Consider the following 17553-nt stretch of genomic DNA (forward strand, 5'->3'; position numbering starts at 1 on the left):
TATGAGTTATGAATTATGAGTTATAAGTTGATGCTTTTAACTCATAACTTATAACTTTTAACTCATAACTATAAAATTATGGCTTGGTTTAAAAGAACAGAAAAAGGGATTACCACCGCAACCGAAGACAAAAAAGACGTTCCAAAAGGGCTTTGGTATAAATCGCCTACAGGAAAAATTATTGACCAGGACGAATTGGCAAGAAATCTTTGGGTGAGTCCTGAAGATGATTTCCATGTTAGAATTGGCAGTAAAGAATACTTTGAAATCTTATTTGATGACAATAAATTCAAAGAATTGGATGCAAAAATGACTTCAAAAGATCCATTAAACTTTGTAGATACTAAAAAATATTCAGACCGATTAAAAGACGCTATCGAGAAAACAGGATTGAAAGATGCTGTTCGAACTGCAGTTGGAAAATCTAAAGGAAAAGATTTAGTAGTTTGCTGTATGGATTTTGCTTTTATTGGTGGTTCGATGGGCGCAGTTGTTGGTGAAAAAATAGCACGTGGAATTGATTATTCAATCAAACATAAAATCCCGTTTGTGATGATTTCAAAATCGGGTGGCGCACGTATGATGGAAGCCGCGTATTCGTTGATGCAATTGGCAAAAACGTCAGCAAAATTGGCGCAATTAGCCGAAGCTAAAATTCCATATATTTCACTTTGTACTGACCCTACAACGGGCGGAACAACCGCATCTTACGCGATGCTTGGCGATGTAAACATTTCTGAACCAGGTGCTTTAATTGGTTTTGCCGGACCAAGAGTTGTTCGTGACACCACCGGAAAAGATTTACCGGATGGTTTTCAAACGGCTGAGTTTGTATTAGATCATGGCTTCCTTGATTTTATCACACCAAGAAAAGAATTGAAAGACAAGATTAATTTATACCTCGATTTGATTTTAAATCAGAATATTAGATAATAAAAAACCCTGAGTTAAAGCTCAGGGTTTTTTATTGTTTATTAATTCTACATTCCGCTTCTAATCGCTTCAACAGGGTCTAATCGCGAAGCTGAAACAGCAGGTAAAATTCCGGCCATTAATCCAATAATAGCAGCCAAACTTGTTCCGAGAATAATATTACCTAAACCGAGGACGAATTCAAAATCTAAAACATTTGTCATTATTACAGCAATAAACCAGACCAGCAGCAGCCCTACTATTCCACCAATAACACACAGAATAATTGCTTCGAAAAGAAATTGGAAAAGTATAAACTTGTTTTTGGCTCCCAATGATTTTTGAATTCCGATTAAGTTGGTTCTTTCTTTCACTGAAACAAACATGATGTTGGCTATACCAAAACCGCCAACCAAAAGTGAAAATCCGGATATGATCCAACCTCCGATTTTTAGACTTGAAATAACTCCGTCAATCATATCAGTAAGACCTGAAAGTATATTGACAAAGAAATTGTCTATTTCTCCTTGCTTCACACCTCTGTAATTGCGTAGCTTTTGTGAAATTTCACCTTTTAACGCATCTATATCAGCTCCTTTTTCAGGTTTTATGACTACTACGCTCAACACATTTTCGTTGTTATCGCCATATAAACTTCGAAGGAAATTGGATGGGAAAAAAGCCGAAGTATCATCACCACCACCTAATTCCATTCCGGAACCTTTCTTTTTGGTAACTCCAATAACGGTAAATCGCTGTCCATACATTCTGATTGTTTTACCAATTGGATTCCCATTTTCGAATAGTTGTTCTGCAATATCATGACCTATAACCACAACCTGCTTGCCCGAATTAGATTCCAATTCATTAAAAAAACGCCCTTCTGCAAACTCCATTCTCTGTATATCAACGAATTCATAAGTAACCGCAACCATATTTACATTAGAAACCGTTTTAGATTCAAACTTGACATTTTCACTACCGGTAAAATATTGAAAACAGGAATTCTCAACATTGCTTAACGTAGCTTTCAGGTATTGATATTCTTCATACTTCACATTAGGAAACTGTTCCCTTTTCCAACGCGGAACATCGGTTGGCCCAAATGACTGACTTGTTAAATAGATTGTGTTTTTATCCAGAGTGCTTAAGTCAGCTTTGATTTTTCTGTCTAAAGAATCAACAGCGGCAAGCACCGCAATAATAGAAAATATCCCAATCGTCACACCCAATAAAGAAAGCATGGTTCGCAGTTTGTTGTTGCGCAGCGCATTCATGGCAAAAGCAAAACTTTCTTTGAGTAATCTTAAGTAAAGTAACATTTAGGTTGGTTTATAGTGTTGTAAATTTCGATAAAAATAACGAAAATCAGCGCTATTTTTAAGATTGCTGTATTGGTGTCAAAAAATAAAATATTGTTACACTTCTTGCTTGAATTTTGCCTGTAAAAAAACTACTTTTGTTGGCTTAAATCTACCTGTCGGCAGACAGGCACAACACACACAACATGAGCACTACAAAAACAATCCAATCGGCACTGATTTCAGTCTTTTCAAAAGACGGATTAGAACCGATAGTTCGCAAACTACACGAACAAAACGTAACGATTTATTCCACAGGCGGAACAGAAGAATTCATCAACAATTTAGGAATTCCGGTTGTTCCTGTTGAAGAAGTTACATCATTCCCTGAAATTCTTGGCGGAAGAGTAAAGACTTTGCATCCGAAAATCTTTGGCGGAATTCTAAACCGTCAGGACAACGAAACCGATGTTGCCCAAATGAAAGATTTTGAAATCCCACAAATTGATTTGGTGATTGTCGATTTATATCCGTTTGAAAAAACGGTTGCTTCAGGAGCAAGTGAACAGGACATTATTGAAAAAATTGACATTGGCGGAATTTCACTAATAAGAGCTGCTGCCAAAAACTTCAAAGACACTGTTATAGTCGCTTCGGTAAATGAATATTCGCTTTTATTGGATTTTATTTCAACTCAAAACGGAGCTACCTCTTTGGAGCAAAGGAAACTTTTGGCATCGAAAGCATTCCATGTTTCTTCTCACTATGACACGGCAATCTTTAATTATTTTAATGAAGACGAAACAGTTTTCAAGGCCAGCATTTCGGAAGGTCAGGTTTTGAGATATGGTGAAAACCCACATCAGAAAGGTTTCTTCTTTGGCGAATTTGATAAAATGTTTACCAAAGTTCATGGCAAAGAATTATCTTATAACAATTTGTTAGATGTTGATGCTGCTGTGAATCTGATATTAGAATTCAAAAATAACGAACCAACATTTGCCATTTTAAAACACAACAATGCCTGCGGATTGGCTACAAGAAACAATATGAAAGATGCCTATCTGGCGGCTTTGGCTTGCGATCCAACTTCAGCATTTGGTGGTGTTTTGATTGCTAACAGGAAAATAGATTTAGCTACAGCTAATGAAATAAATTCACTTTTTTGTGAAGTTGTCATTGCACCAAGTTATGATGATGAAGCGATTGCCGTTTTATCTGAAAAGAAAAACAGAATTATTTTAATTCAGCATGATGTGGAATTGCCAAACCGTCAGGTAAGAACTTGTCTAAATGGGTTATTGGTTCAAGACAGAAATAATATTACTGATGCAAAAGACGGCTTAAAAGTCGTTACAAATTCAGCCCCAACCCAGCAGGAAATAGATGATTTATTATTTGCATCAAAAATTTGTAAAAATACTAAATCAAACACGATTGTATTTGCAAAAAACAGTACATTAGTAGCATCAGGAACAGGTCAGACTTCGAGAGTAGATGCGTTGAAACAAGCGATTGAAAAAGCGACAACTTTTGGCTTTGATTTGAATGGCGCAGTAATGGCTAGTGATGCTTTTTTTCCTTTCCCGGATTGTGTTGAAATCGCTCATAACGCTGGAATTACTGCAGTTATTCAACCTGGTGGATCGATAAAAGACGAGCTTAGTATTAATTTTTGCAACGAAAATAAAGTTGCAATGGTATTTACCGGAACACGTCATTTTAAACATTAATTTGTTTAACTTTGTGCGTTAAATTTTTATAAACATTAACCCTAATAAACTATATGGGATTTTTTGATTTCATGACCGAGGATATTGCAATTGACCTTGGTACCGCAAACACTCTGATAATACACAACGACAAAGTTGTAATTGACAGCCCCTCAATTGTTGCCAGAGACCGAATATCGGGAAAAATTATCGCTGTTGGAAAAGAAGCCAACATGATGCAGGGAAAAACACATGAAAACATAAAAACCATACGACCGCTAAAAGATGGGGTTATTGCCGACTTTGATGCATCCGAAAAAATGATTTCGATGTTTATCAAAAGTATTCCTGCTTTAAAGAAAAAAATGTTTACTCCGGCACTTCGAATGGTCGTTTGTATTCCATCCGGAATAACCGAAGTAGAAATGCGTGCGGTAAAAGAAAGTTGTGAACGTGTAAACGGAAAAGAAGTATACTTAATCCACGAACCAATGGCTGCGGCAATTGGTATTGGTATCGATATTATGCAGCCTAAAGGAAACATGATCGTAGATATAGGTGGTGGAACGACTGAAATTGCAGTTATCGCTTTGGGCGGAATTGTTTGCGATAAATCAGTTAAGATCGCAGGTGACGTTTTCACGAATGATATCGTGTATTACATGAGAACACAACACAATTTATTTGTGGGTGAAAGCACTGCAGAAAAAATCAAAATTACAATTGGTGCGGCGACTGATGATTTAGAAACACCACCGGATGATATGTCAGTTCAAGGTAGAGATTTATTGACCGGTAAACCAAAACAGGTTGAAGTATCGTACAGAGAAATCTCAAAAGCATTAGATAAATCAATCCAACGTATTGAAGATGCTATTATGGAAACTTTATCGCAAACACCACCAGAATTAGCAGCCGATATTTACAACACCGGTATTTATCTTGCGGGTGGAGGTTCGATGTTGAGAGGATTAGACAAACGTATTTCTCAAAAAACAGATTTACCGGTATATATTGCTGAAGATCCATTAAGAGCTGTTGTTCGAGGAACGGGAATGGCACTTAAAAACATCCCGAAATTCAGAAGCATACTCATTAAATAAATTCCAAATAAAATAAATTCCAAATTCCAATTTAGGTTTTAAGATGAGGCTTTTGGGATTTGGATTTTTTAATTTGATATTTTAAAAATTTTTTAATTTTTTACGATGCAGCAAATATTTAATTTTGTACTTAAAAACAGTAATCGCTTACTGTTTTTGCTGCTTTTGGTAATATCGCTTTCGCTCACAATTCAATCGCATTCTTATCATAAAAGTAAAATCATAAGTTCAGCCAATTTCTTTACCGGCGGTATTTATGAAAAGATAAATAACGTTGATGAATATTTTGGTTTAAGAGAACAAAATGAAGAATTAGCGGCAGAAAATGCTCGTTTAAAATCAATCCTATTCAACCAAAAAGACACCACAAAACTTCCGCAGATAGATTCTATAAAAGGCGTTAAGAAAATCGACATTATTGTTTCTAAAGTTATCCGAAATCCATACAGCACTTTGGAAAACTATCTTACTATTAACAATGGTGCCACTTCTGGAATCAAACCTAATATGGGTGTAATCAATAGCGCCGGAATTGTTGGAATTGTAGATAAGACTTCTAAAAATTACGCAACCATCATTAGCGTTTTGAATGTGAATTCAAAAATTAACGCCAAGATTAAAAAATCTAATCACTTTGGCTCTTTGGTTTGGAATGGTAAAAGCACCGGTTTTGTTCAGTTAATCGATGTCCCAAGATTAGCCGGAGTTCGCAAAGGCGATACCATTGTAACAGGCGGACAATCAATTATCTTCCCTGAAAATATTGGAATCGGAACCATCGACAAAGTGTATATTGATGATGAAACCAATTACTATACTTTAGACATTAGGCTGTTTAATGATATGACCAATTTGGGACATGTTTATATTATTAAAAACAAAGACACTGAAGAAATTACCAATTTAGAAAATCAAAGTAAGAAAGATGAATAGTGCTTTGTTAGGAAATATAGCCCGTTTCATTTTGTTGCTTGCAGCACAAGTTTTGATATTCAACCGAATTGATCTTTTTGGATTTATCAATCCGTTTCCCTACGTGCTTTTCATTATTTTATATCCTGTAAACGGAAACAAAAGCGGTTTATTAGCAGCTAGTTTTTTCTTAGGATTACTGATGGATATGTTTTGGAATTCGGGTGGAGTTCATGCCGCGGCATGTTTAATTCTTGCATACTACAGACCAGCCATTTTTAAATTTTCATTTGGTTTGAGTTATGAATATCAAACCGTTAAGCTCAATGATGTATTAACTCCTGAGCGATTTTCATTTTTACTAATTGCCGTTGTACTACATCACTTTGTACTTTTTGTTTTAGAGGTTTTCAAAATGAGTTTCCTTTGGGATATTTTAGTTCGAACCGTACTGAGTACCGTTTTCACCATTATCACTTGCATCATAATTATCTATATCATTAAGCCAAATAAGCGATGAGAAAGGTTTTGTTGCCCACAATTATTTTTATTTCTACAATTTTACTTGTTTTACGCCTTTTTTATTTACAAGTAATTGACGATACTCTTAAATTAAAATCAGATAATAACGCCATCAAAATCAGTTATGATTATCCTGAACGTGGTTATATTTATGATAGAAATGGTAAACTTTTAGTTGCCAATCAGCCTTCGTATGATATTATGGTTATTCCAAAAGATATCAAAGATTTGGATACAACCGAATTCTGTTCATTACTAAAAATCACTAAAGAAGATTTTCTTAAAAAGGTTGCCAAAGCCAAAGTATACAGTCCCAGACTTCCTTCTGTTTTTCTATCGCAACTGAATAAAAAAGAGTATGCTGCTTTTCAGGAAGTAGAGCGTAATTTTACAGGATTTTATATTCAGAAACGTGCTTTAAGAGATTATCAAGTGGCTTTTGGCGCTAATGTTTTTGGATTTATCACTCAGGTGAATGATAAAATTATTCAAAAAAACAAGTATTACAATAGCGGCGATTTAATCGGAAGACAAGGTGTTGAAGAAAGTTACGAAGATTTTTTACGTGGAATAAAAGGAGTGAAATACATCCAAAAAGACAAATACAACCGAGATATTGGTTCCTACAAAGAAGGAAGATTTGATACAATTGCCGTACAGGGAAGCGATATTACTTTGAGTATTGATGCCGAACTCCAAAAATATGGCGAAGAATTAATGATTAACAAACGAGGTGGAATTGTAGCCATCGAACCAAAAACCGGTGAAATTTTAGCTTTAGTAACTGCGCCGTCATACGATCCTGCAATCTTGGTGGGAAGACAACGTTCTAAAAACTACACTACCTTATACAAAGATTCGATTGCAAAACCTTTGTACGACAGAGGATTATTGGCAGAGTACACACCCGGTTCACCATTCAAGATTCTAACAGGATTAGTGGCTTTACAGGAAGGTGTAATCGACGAGAATTTTTCTGTCAATTGCCATCACGGATTCAGTTATGCTCCCGGCCGATTTATGAAATGTCACTGTCACGGTGGTACCTTACAATTGCATCGTGGAATTTATGAATCCTGCAATACTTTCTTCTCGACTTCATACATGAGAACTATAGATAAATATGGCAATCCGCCAAAAGGTGTTGATGTATGGAGCAACCATTTGAAAAGTTTTGGTTTAGGGCAGTTTATGGGTTATGATTTGCCAACCGGAAAAAAGGGTAACCTTCCTACATCTAAAACCTATAAAAAAATGTATCCGGGTTGGGGTTGGTCAAGCAAGACGATTGTTTCTAATGCTATTGGTCAAGGGGAAGTTTTAATGACTCCAATTCAATTGGCTAACATGATTGCTATTGTTGCTAATCGTGGTTATTATTATACGCCTCATATCATTAAAAAAATCAAAGGTCATAAAATTGATAAAAAGTTCACGACCAAACATGTCACTACAGTAAACAAAAAGTATTTCGAGCCAATGATTAACGGTTTATTTGATGTTTATAATATGGGAACAGCTCACGGTTTAAATGTGGAAGGCATTGAGATTTGCGGGAAAACCGGAACCGCAGAAAATTTTGCGAAAATTAATGGCAAAAGGGTAAAACTTCAGGATCACTCTATTTTTGTGGCTTTTGCACCTAAGGATAATCCCAAAATTGCAATTGCTGTTTTTGTTGAAAATGGCTATTGGGGAGCACGTTGGGCCGGGCCAATTACGAGTTTGATGATTGAAAAATATATCAAAAGAAAAATTACCCGAACCGATTTAGAAAAACGAATGTTGGAAGGAAGTCTTCAAGGTGAATACAATAAATATTATCCAAATGCTATTGTAGATACATTGATTAAATCAAAAATTGATGGTCCCGTAAAACCAATCGTAGCTAAACCAATTATAGTAAAACCAGAAGTTAAAATTGATACTGCCAAAAGAAATTAATTTCTAAGAAAATGAAAAATCAAAGTGTAACCAATAATCTAGACTGGATAAGTATTGTTATCTATTTCACTTTAGTGATAATGGGTTGGCTGAATATCTATTCATCTTCATTATCTTCTATAGAAGAGGAAGCTTCGATTTTTGACTTTACTCAAATATACGGTAAACAATTCATGTTTATTATCCTTACAATTCCGTTAATATTTGTTGTGCTATCCGTTGACGGAAAGTTTTATGAAAAGTTCTCGAGTGTGATTTATGTTATTGGCCTTTTTTCATTAGCAGGTTTATTTGTTTTCGGAAAAACCATAAAAGGTCAAGCCAACTGGTATTCTTTCGGGGCGTTTGGAATACAGCCTTCGGAGTTTGTAAAAGCCGCAACTGCTTTGGCATTGGCAAAATATCTGAGCGATGTTCAGGTCAATTTAAAAGATTTAAACAGGCAAATACAAGTCTTGGGAATTCTTTTTCTGCCCATATTATTAATTGTCCCTCATGATCCCGGAAGTGCCTTAATTTATAGCGTTTTCATATTGGTTTTATACCGTGAAGGATTGCCCTCCTGGTATGTTTGGACAGGATTTATTGCATTAATTTTATTTGTATTAGCTTTAGTCATAAAACCCATAGTGTTGACCGGAATCGCTTTAGCCGTAATCCTTTTTATATATTACAGAAGCCGTATCATAAACAGAAACTGGATATTGAGCACAATGGTTTTTGTGATGGTTGGTGGCTTTGTCTTTTCGGTTGATTATGTTTTTAACAATGTTTTCAAACAGCATCACCGAGATAGATTTAATATTCTTTTGGGAAAAGAAGTCGATATGAAAGGTATTGGTTATAACACCAATCAATCTGAAATTGCTATCGGTTCCGGTGGTTGGTTTGGCAAAGGATACCTTGAAGGCACTCAAACAAAAGGCGGTTTCGTACCGGAACAACACACCGATTATATTTTTACAACCGTTGGTGAAGAATGGGGATTTTTAGGTTGTCTTTTTGTAATTGGTCTTTTCCTTTGTTTAATCATCCGTATTATCTATTTGGCCGAAAGGCAAAAAACCAAGTTTAGCCGAGTATATGGCTATTGTGTCGCAGGAATATTGTTTATTCACTTTTTTGTAAATATTGCTATGGTGGCTGGTATATTCCCAACAATTGGTGTTCCGCTTCCTTTCTTTTCTTATGGTGGTTCCGGACTTTGGGGTTTTACTATTTTACTTTTTATCTTCCTAAAAATGGATGCCAATAAAGTAAATGAGTGGTAACTACGTTAAAGTTTTGCTTAAAAATTTCAACTCATTTTTATAAGGCATAGTTTCTCCTTACCTTTAGTATTCATTTAAATTCATAATTATGAAACTAAAAATTATCACCTTCCTTTTTATTCTAAAACTTGTCCCTGTAATGGCACAGGAAGAAAATAACACAACTGTAAAACCAGTAGATACTGTTGCTTTAAAACAAGTACAGGTTGATGCTGCTCTCAAAGAAAAAACAACTCCGGTTCTTACGGATCAACAAATTTTAGAAATCCAAAAAGCTACATTAGAAACACAAAAAGAAGCTGAAAGAATTAAAGCACAAGCAGAGAAAGAAGCCAAAGCTGTAGAAAAAGAACAAAGAAAATTAGAAAAAGAGCAAAGACGTTTCGAAAAAAGACAAGACAAAATTGCAGATTCTGAAAAGGATTTAATTAAGACAAAGGAAAAACTCAATAGAGAAAAGGAAAGGCTTGAAAAAATGCAATCCAAATTTGAAAAGAGTAAACGAAAAGGAAAACTATCTGAAATAGAAATTGAAAAAGAGAATATCAAAATCAGTAAACAACAAATAAAAATACAAGAATTACAACAAGACATTGATAAAACAGAAAAGAAGCTCAACAAATTAAGAGGTTAATCATAAAAAAGCCACCAATTATTGGTGGCTTTTTCTTTTCTACAATAAAATAAAATTATGATTTTACTAATTTATCTTTCTTAATTTTCGTTGTCAATCCTTTATTATTCTCCGATTGCAAATCGTTTAAAATATGAATTGCTTCTTCGATATAGATATCTTTTGACAGACTTTCATGCCATCTGTCACGTTTCTCTTTTAAGACAGAATCTTTATTCATTTCTTCTACTTCATAAGGAAGTGAGTTAAAATCAAACGCGTTTTTGTAATCAACAATTGGTTTGTATTTTTTGTTTTTTTCGTCTAATGCTTTTTGTTCTGCCTTGAATTTATCAATGTTTAGGCTATAAACGTTTTCTTTATTTCTTTGGTCAAGCCATTTTGCATTATCATCGATCAGTTTCAATTGAGCATTGTTGCTCATTCTTTCTCTGCTTTTTGCTATGGCTAAATCAAAATTGTTTTGCTTATCCCAAATTTTATAATCTGCCGGATCAATTTTGTCCCATGGCATAGCGTTGTCAATATCTCTTTCTCCCATTTTCAAATAAGAATATCTGTCCGGAATAGCAATATCACTTTTCACTCCTTCTAACTGAGTAGAACCACCGTTTATTCTGTAGAACTTTTGAGTTGTCGTTTTTAGCGCTCCCAAATCTCCGTAAGTACTTCCACGAACAAACTGATTTAAATCGATTACGTTTTGAACAGTTCCTTTTCCGTAAGACTGCTTACTTCCAATAACTACACCGCGTTTGTAATCCTGAATAGCGGCCGCCAAAATCTCTGAAGCTGAAGCTGAAAATTCATTAATCATAACTACCAACGGACCATCCCATTGTACTTTCGAATCTCTGTCATAGAGCACTTCTTTTTTTCCGGCTGCAGATTTAATTTGAACGATTGGTCCTTGCTCAATAAATAATCCCGCAATATCAACCACCGTTTTTAAAGAACCTCCTCCATTATCTCTTACATCCATTACAATTCCCTGAACACCTTCTTTTTTTAATCGCTCTACTTCTATCGCAACATCTTTTCCGGCATCACGGCTGTTTTGGTCTTCAAAATCGATATAGAATTTCGGCAAATAAATTATTCCATATTTAAAGCCATCTTTTTCAACAACGCTGGATTTTACATATGTTTCCTCAATTTCAACCTGATCACGAATAATGGTAATCACTTTTATAGAACCATCTGTTTTCTTCACTGTTAAACGAACTTCTGTTCCTTTTGGTCCTTTTATTTTTTTGACAACATCATCTAAACGCATCCCAACAACATCTACAGGTTCGGCATCAGCTTGAGCTACTTTAAGTACTATGTCACCCGCCTCAAGCTCTTTCCCTCTCCATGCAGGACCACCGGAAATTAATTCTGTAATCTCTGTAAAATCATTTTTCTTTTGCAAACGAGCACCAATTCCTTCTAATTTTCCGCTCATGCTCACATCAAATTTTTCTTTTTCGCTTGCGCCAAAATAAGAAGTATGTGGATCAAAGCGGGAGGCAATTGCATTTACATATACAGAAAACCAATCTTCTCTATCCAAATCTTTGATAAAACTGAAGTTATCATTTAAAGAATTAAGTGTACTTTCTCTGGTTTCTTTTTCAAGTTGCTCATACGTTTTTGGCGCTTGATTTTTTCTTTTTTCAACATCAGCAATAAATTTCTTTTCCGATTCGGGTGTAAGTTTATCCCCTTGATTAGCTCTAAAGTCTTTTAACTTTTCCTCTAAAGTCTTGTTTTTATCTTTGGCTAAATCTTCTTCTAATTTTTGTTTCTCAACTAATGAGGACAAAGTAGATAATTTCACCTGCAAACGCCATCTTTCTTTTAGTTCTTGTTCATTTTTACAGAATGGTAATTTCTCGTAATCAGTATTTATAGATTCCAATTTTTTGTAATCAAATGGTTTTTCTAAAGCCAACTTGTAATAGGATTTACTTTCTTCCATTCTCTTCATTAGTCGACTGTAAGTCAAATCAAAAAAAGTCAAATCTTTGTTTTTGATTTGGTCGTCAATTTGAGTTTCGTATTTGGCAAACTCATCAATATCCGATTGCAAAAAGAATCTTTTAGAAGGATCTAAGGCATTCAAATAATCTTTATAAACACCTTTTGAAAAAGTGTCATCAATAGCTGCCGGATTGTAATGCCCTTTTTCGATTACGAACGTCAATAATTCTATCAACATTTTATCTTTCTCGGGGTCAGAAGATTTCTCTTTTGGCATAAAACTCCACAACGCCACTGATAACAACGTAATTACCAGAAGCACTTTATAGTTTCTTTTCATAAATTGAATTATTTTATTCATTAATTATTAATCTAAAGTAAACAAAAAACTATGCCAAGCATTTCCAGACTAGATAATTTTTTGTTAAAAATTGTTATTCTCATTGATTTGCAACGCATGCAGGTTCAAAGTTATGAAAATGCAGCTTTACTAATCTTAAAAATAGTTTAATTTTGCTGAACATAAGTCGCACAAAAACTGTGCTAGTTACACAATTACAAAAAATGACCAACAAACCAACCATTTTAGTTACCAACGATGACGGCATAAATGCTCCCGGAATTCGTGCCTTAATTTCAGTTATGGCAGAAATTGGCGAAGTGATAGTCGTGGCTCCGGATAGTCCGCAAAGCGCCATGGGACATGCAATTACCATCAACAGCACTATCTATTTGAATAAAATTTCTGCCGAAAATTCAGCCATTACAGAATACAGTTGCTCAGGAACTCCTGTTGATTGTGTGAAATTGGCAGTAAATGAAATCCTGAAAAAGAAACCCGATTTGTGTGTGTCTGGCGTTAATCACGGTTCAAATTCATCGATTAATGTTATCTATTCCGGAACGATGAGTGCTGCTGTTGAAGCCGGAATTGAAGGAATTCCCGCCATTGGTTTCTCTTTGTTGGATTATGATTGGAATGCTGATTTTGAACAAATAAAACCCTACATCAAAAAAATTGCTTTAGAGGTTTTGGCAAAAAAACTAACGGAAGGAACTGTTTTGAATGTTAATTTTCCAAAACTAAAAACTAACGAAATTAAAGGAATTAAAATTTGCCGTCAGGCGAAAGCCATTTGGATGGAAAAATTTGACAAGCGACAAACACCTTATGGCAAAGATTATTATTGGTTAACAGGTGAATTTGTCAATCAGGACAAAGGTGAAGATACTGATGAATGGGCTTTGGCACACGGTTATATTTCGATAGTTCCGGTACAATTTGATTTAACGGCGCATCATACAATTGCCCAACTTAACACTTGGAATTTATGACACGAGCGTTAGCGACTGCATTTTTTACCTATAAAAATAAACACGCATAAAATGAAATATTACATCATTGCCGGCGAAGCTTCGGGCGATTTACACGGTTCTAATTTAATGAAAGCACTATATAAAGAAGATGCTTCTGCCGATATTCGTTTTTGGGGCGGTGATTTGATGCAAAATGTTGGCGGAACTTTGGTAAAACATTACCGAGAATTGGCGTTTATGGGTTTTGCTGAAGTGGTGATGAATTTAAAAACCATACTCAATAATATCAAAATCTGTAAAGCCGATATTGAAAAATTCAATCCTGATGTGATTATTTTTATTGATTATCCGGGTTTTAATATGCGTATTGCCAAATGGGCGAAACAAAAAGGTATCAAAACCCATTACTATATTGCGCCACAAATTTGGGCATGGAAAGAAAATCGAATCAAAGCCGTAAAAAGAGATTTTGACAAACTGTTTGTTATTCTTCCTTTTGAAAAAGATTTTTTTGAAGTAAAGCATCATTTTCCGGTTCAGTTTGTCGGTCATCCTTTGATTGACGCCATTCACAATCGCGTTAAAACAGATGAAGTTTCCTTTAGAAGAGAAAATAATTTAGACGAAAAACCTATAATCGCCATTCTTCCCGGAAGCCGGAAACAGGAAATCTCGAAAATGCTAAGCGTTATGTTAAGCATAGTAAGCGATTTCCCCGAATATCAATTTGTAATTGCCGGTGCGCCAAGTCAGGACTATCATTTCTACGAACAGTTTTTGACGACCAAAAACGTTAAGTTTATTTCGAATAAAACCTATGATTTACTAAGTATTGCTTCAGCAGCATTAGTAACTTCAGGAACGGCAACTTTGGAAACTGCCTTGTTCAAAGTGCCCGAAGTGGTTTGCTATAAAGGAAGTTGGGCTTCTTATCAAATCGCTAAAAGAATTATTACTTTAAAGTATATTTCATTAGTCAATTTGATAATGGATGAAGAAGTGGTGACCGAACTTATTCAGGATAAATTCAACTCTAAAAATCTAAAATTAGAACTTTCTAAATTGTTAGAAGAAAACCACAGAAAAGCGTTATTGAAAAAATATGACGATTTAGAGTCCAAACTTGGAGGTATTGGTGCCAGCGAAAAAACTGCTAAATTAATCCTAAATGATTTAAAGTAGTTTTTTAAATCGGCTTCAAAGTTTTACCTTCGCAAAAATTTATTTTATTGAAACGTTTTTTAATCATAGCATCAATTTTCCTAGTGTTTACTGCATGTAAACCAACATCAAGCGTCATAACTTCAAAGGATGTAGCTGTAAAAAAAGGGATTTATACTGAACCTGTTTTAGTAAAAAATAATACCCTCAATAATAAAAAAAACAAAAGAGAGTTAGTCGCTAAACATGTTAATCCCGCACCAAAACAAAAGCAGGCTTCAAAAATAAATGACCAAAATGAATCGGATATTCTAATTTCAAATGAAGATTCGAATTATTTGGCAGAGCAATTAATCAACAGTGCTTCGGATAATTTGGGTGTAAATTATCGTGCCGGCGGTACAACCTCAGCAGGTTTTGATTGCTCAGGTTTGATGTATGCTACTTTCAAAAAATTTGACATTACGCTTCCTCGTTCTTCACACGAAATGGCAGAAGTGGGAAAACAAATTAATCCACAAAACGCCAAAAAAGGTGATTTAATTTTCTTTATCAATAGAGGTCAAAGACGAATTAATCACGTTGGAATGATAGTCGAAATAAATGGCGATGAGATTAAATTTATTCATTCTGCTACAAATGGCGGTGTAATCATTTCCTCTTTAAAAGAATCGTATTACGAAAGAACTTTTAAACAAATCAACAGAATTATAGAATAATTTTCTTTCAAGAATTGAATTTTTACGTACATTTATGATGTGAAAATCTTACAATTCCCATTAGCAAGAATATTTATCGGATTTCTATTTGGACTACTTTTGTTTCGAATAGTAAGTCTGAGTCAGGTTTTTGTGGTTTGTGGTTTGGCATTTGGATTAATTGCTTTATATATTTCTACTCTTTACATTCAAAAAAATCATTTTCACAAAATCATTTTTGGAAGTCTTGTATTTCTAGTATCATTATTTGTTGGTATTTCAACAGCACTCATTCATAAAGAAAATTCAAACCCTTATCATTATACCAATCAAATTACTGATTATGAAAAAGTTCATAAGATGGATTTGCTGTTGGAGGAAAAGCTAAAAAACACTAAAAAAAACTATCGATATATAGGCAATATAAAAGAGCTTGATGGCGAAAGAAGTTTGGGGAAAATCATTCTCAATATTGCAAAAAAAGATACAGTCCGGAATCTTAAAATCGGCTCACATTTAAAGGTAATCGGAATTGTTTTTAAAAACAAAAATCCTTTAAATCCTAATGTGTTTAATTATGGTAAGTATCTTGAAAATCAGGAAATATATGCTCAGGTTTATGCCAAACCGAATCAAATAGAAATTGGAAATTATGAGTCGAGTTTGTGGTCAGGTTTTTCAAACTTTAGGGAAACTATTATTTCAAATTTAGAACATTCCGCTATTGCAAAGGAAGAATTAAATGTTTTGAATGCCTTGATTCTAGGACAACAACAAGATATTTCTCCCGAAGTTTTGAAGGATTATCAATATGCCGGTGCCGTTCATGTTTTGTCAGTTTCCGGTTTGCATGTTGGCTTTATTATGCTGTTTATTACCTTTTTGCTAAAACCAATTAGCAACTCGAGAAAAGGTTCTCTGTTGAAATTACTTATCATTGTTTTGTCACTTTGGTCATTTGCCATTTTGGCTGGTTTATCGCCTTCAATCGTCCGTTCGGTTACCATGTTTTCTTTTCTTGCGATTGGAATTCATTTAAGAAGAACCGTAAACATTTACCATACGCTGCTGGTTTCAATGCTGCTGATTCTGCTTTTCAAACCTTCCTTTTTGTTTGATGTTGGATTTCAGTTGAGCTATATTGCTTTGTTTTTTATCATTTGGTTACAACCTATTTTATCAAACATTTGGCAACCAAAAAACAAAATCATCATCTACTTTTGGAATATTATCACGGTTTCATTTGCGGCGCAAATTGGAGCTATGCCTTTAAGTATTTATTATTTTCATCAATTTCCCGGATTGTTTTTTGTAACCAATTTGCTGATACTGCCTTTACTTGGTTTAATTATGGCAGTTGGAGTTTTGGCTGTTTTGATTGCTACGTTCCATACAGTTCCTGAATTTATTGCAAAACCAATTGAGTTCCTGATTGCCTTTCTGAATACAATTATTCATTGGGTTGCTTCCTTTGATGCGTTTGTTTTTAAAAATATTTCATTTTCAACAGCGATGTTGTGGAGTTCTTATTTGGCAATTATTCTAATCATTTTGTGGATTAAAAAACCAACTTTTAGAAGACTATCAATTGCTTTTACAAGTATTCTTTGGTTACAAATTATTTTTATTATTCAGAAAACGGAAACTCAAAACAAGGAAGAACTAATCATTTTCAATTGCAAAAAGAACTCTATCATAACCGAAAGAATTGGCAATGCTGTAACGATTTACAGCAACGACAGTATTCAGAAAAACTTGAGTTCCAATTTACTTATCCAATCCTACTTGATTGGAAATTTTAGTGAAGCTAAAACGAAAAAACCACTGCAAAACTTACTGTTTTTCAAACATCAGAAAATACTAATCATAGACAGTTCGAGTATTTACACAAAAGATATTCAACCTGATATTTTAGTTATTATTCAATCCCCAAAACTGAATATGCAACGCTTGCTAAAAACCTATAAACCCAAAGAAATTGTTGTTGATGGTTCAAACTTTAAAAGCTATATCCAACTTTGGGAAGCAACGTGTAGAAAAGAAAAAATCCCTTTTTATAACACTAATGAAAAGGGATTCTATAAGATTTAACGAATTGAAA

At 34.4% G+C, this 17553-nt stretch carries 14 protein-coding genes; 12 read left to right on the forward strand and 2 right to left on the reverse strand.

Translation table 11 applies throughout. The annotated features are described in order from the left end of the window. Positions 1–78: 78 nt before the first annotated feature. Positions 79–933: an acetyl-CoA carboxylase, carboxyltransferase subunit beta gene (gene accD / locus L1S35_RS05675; protein ID WP_236397675.1), complete on the forward strand. Its 855-nt coding sequence runs from the start codon at positions 79–81 to the stop codon at positions 931–933. A gap of 47 nt (positions 934–980) precedes the next feature. Here the strand turns inward: accD and L1S35_RS05680 are convergent, their stop codons facing one another. Further along, positions 981–2234, reverse strand: coding sequence for an ABC transporter permease (locus L1S35_RS05680; RefSeq protein ID WP_236397677.1), 1254 nt, complete (start codon positions 2232–2234; stop codon positions 981–983). A gap of 185 nt (positions 2235–2419) precedes the next feature. Between L1S35_RS05680 and purH the strand changes: the two genes are divergently transcribed. The 7 genes from purH to L1S35_RS05715 all read left to right on the forward strand — a co-directional run bounded on the left by purH (position 2420) and on the right by L1S35_RS05715 (position 10311). Beyond that, positions 2420–3946: a bifunctional phosphoribosylaminoimidazolecarboxamide formyltransferase/IMP cyclohydrolase gene (gene purH, locus L1S35_RS05685; protein ID WP_236397680.1), complete on the forward strand. Its 1527-nt coding sequence runs from the start codon at positions 2420–2422 to the stop codon at positions 3944–3946. A gap of 53 nt (positions 3947–3999) precedes the next feature. Beyond that, complete coding sequence (locus L1S35_RS05690) at positions 4000–5028, forward strand: rod shape-determining protein (RefSeq protein WP_236397682.1); 1029 nt, start codon at positions 4000–4002, stop codon at positions 5026–5028. 105 nt (positions 5029–5133) lie between these two features. Further along, positions 5134–5961: a rod shape-determining protein MreC gene (gene mreC / locus L1S35_RS05695; protein ID WP_236397683.1), complete on the forward strand. Its 828-nt coding sequence runs from the start codon at positions 5134–5136 to the stop codon at positions 5959–5961. Next, positions 5954–6460 (forward strand): rod shape-determining protein MreD, encoded by a 507-nt coding sequence (locus tag L1S35_RS05700; protein ID WP_236397685.1) that lies wholly within the window; start codon positions 5954–5956, stop codon positions 6458–6460. The genes mreC and L1S35_RS05700 overlap by 8 nt, the downstream gene beginning before the upstream one ends. Beyond that, positions 6457–8406, forward strand: coding sequence for a penicillin-binding protein 2 (gene mrdA, locus L1S35_RS05705; protein WP_236397688.1), 1950 nt, complete (start codon positions 6457–6459; stop codon positions 8404–8406). The genes L1S35_RS05700 and mrdA overlap by 4 nt, the downstream gene beginning before the upstream one ends. An 11-nt stretch (positions 8407–8417) precedes the next feature. After that, positions 8418–9677, forward strand: coding sequence for a rod shape-determining protein RodA (rodA, locus tag L1S35_RS05710; RefSeq protein WP_236397691.1), 1260 nt, complete (start codon positions 8418–8420; stop codon positions 9675–9677). Between the two features lie 88 nt (positions 9678–9765). Then, on the forward strand, positions 9766–10311 hold the full coding sequence (locus tag L1S35_RS05715) for a hypothetical protein (RefSeq protein ID WP_236397694.1): 546 nt from the start codon (positions 9766–9768) through the stop codon (positions 10309–10311). A gap of 55 nt (positions 10312–10366) precedes the next feature. On the opposite strand, the gene L1S35_RS05720 is transcribed toward L1S35_RS05715, so the two are convergent. Beyond that, positions 10367–12637, reverse strand: coding sequence for a carboxy terminal-processing peptidase (locus L1S35_RS05720; protein WP_236397697.1), 2271 nt, complete (start codon positions 12635–12637; stop codon positions 10367–10369). Positions 12638–12840: 203 nt separating this feature from the next. Here L1S35_RS05720 and surE point away from each other — a divergent pair, with 203 nt between their 5' ends. From surE to L1S35_RS05740, 4 genes are read left to right on the forward strand one after another with little or no spacing between them, the layout of a single operon-like run. Next, a complete protein-coding gene (gene surE / locus L1S35_RS05725) occupies positions 12841–13611 on the forward strand; it encodes a 5'/3'-nucleotidase SurE (protein WP_236397700.1) in 771 nt (256 codons plus the stop codon). 51 nt (positions 13612–13662) lie between these two features. After that, complete coding sequence (gene lpxB / locus L1S35_RS05730) at positions 13663–14775, forward strand: lipid-A-disaccharide synthase (RefSeq protein ID WP_236397702.1); 1113 nt, start codon at positions 13663–13665, stop codon at positions 14773–14775. Positions 14776–14822: 47 nt separating this feature from the next. Further along, positions 14823–15473, forward strand: a complete 651-nt coding sequence (locus tag L1S35_RS05735) for a C40 family peptidase (RefSeq protein WP_236397705.1) — start codon at positions 14823–14825, stop codon at positions 15471–15473. A gap of 39 nt (positions 15474–15512) precedes the next feature. Further along, a complete protein-coding gene (locus L1S35_RS05740) occupies positions 15513–17543 on the forward strand; it encodes a ComEC/Rec2 family competence protein (RefSeq protein ID WP_236397707.1) in 2031 nt (676 codons plus the stop codon). The last annotated feature ends 10 nt before the right edge of the window (positions 17544–17553 follow it).

Source organism: Flavobacterium anseongense (genome assembly GCF_021608185.1).
Classification (GTDB): Bacteria; Bacteroidota; Bacteroidia; order Flavobacteriales; family Flavobacteriaceae; genus Flavobacterium; species Flavobacterium anseongense.

Excerpts from the sequence above, each read along its gene's own strand:
- accD (WP_236397675.1), top strand. The coding sequence starts at position 79 with ATGGCTTGGTTTAAAAGAACAGAAAAAGGGATTACCACCGCAACCGAA.
- L1S35_RS05680 (WP_236397677.1), bottom strand. The coding sequence starts at position 2,234 with ATGTTACTTTACTTAAGATTACTCAAAGAAAGTTTTGCTTTTGCCATG.
- purH (WP_236397680.1), top strand. The coding sequence starts at position 2,420 with ATGAGCACTACAAAAACAATCCAATCGGCACTGATTTCAGTCTTTTCA.
- L1S35_RS05690 (WP_236397682.1), top strand. The coding sequence starts at position 4,000 with ATGGGATTTTTTGATTTCATGACCGAGGATATTGCAATTGACCTTGGT.
- mreC (WP_236397683.1), top strand. The coding sequence starts at position 5,134 with ATGCAGCAAATATTTAATTTTGTACTTAAAAACAGTAATCGCTTACTG.
- L1S35_RS05700 (WP_236397685.1), top strand. The coding sequence starts at position 5,954 with ATGAATAGTGCTTTGTTAGGAAATATAGCCCGTTTCATTTTGTTGCTT.
- mrdA (WP_236397688.1), top strand. The coding sequence starts at position 6,457 with ATGAGAAAGGTTTTGTTGCCCACAATTATTTTTATTTCTACAATTTTA.
- rodA (WP_236397691.1), top strand. The coding sequence starts at position 8,418 with ATGAAAAATCAAAGTGTAACCAATAATCTAGACTGGATAAGTATTGTT.
- L1S35_RS05715 (WP_236397694.1), top strand. The coding sequence starts at position 9,766 with ATGAAACTAAAAATTATCACCTTCCTTTTTATTCTAAAACTTGTCCCT.
- L1S35_RS05720 (WP_236397697.1), bottom strand. The coding sequence starts at position 12,637 with ATGAATAAAATAATTCAATTTATGAAAAGAAACTATAAAGTGCTTCTG.
- surE (WP_236397700.1), top strand. The coding sequence starts at position 12,841 with ATGACCAACAAACCAACCATTTTAGTTACCAACGATGACGGCATAAAT.
- lpxB (WP_236397702.1), top strand. The coding sequence starts at position 13,663 with ATGAAATATTACATCATTGCCGGCGAAGCTTCGGGCGATTTACACGGT.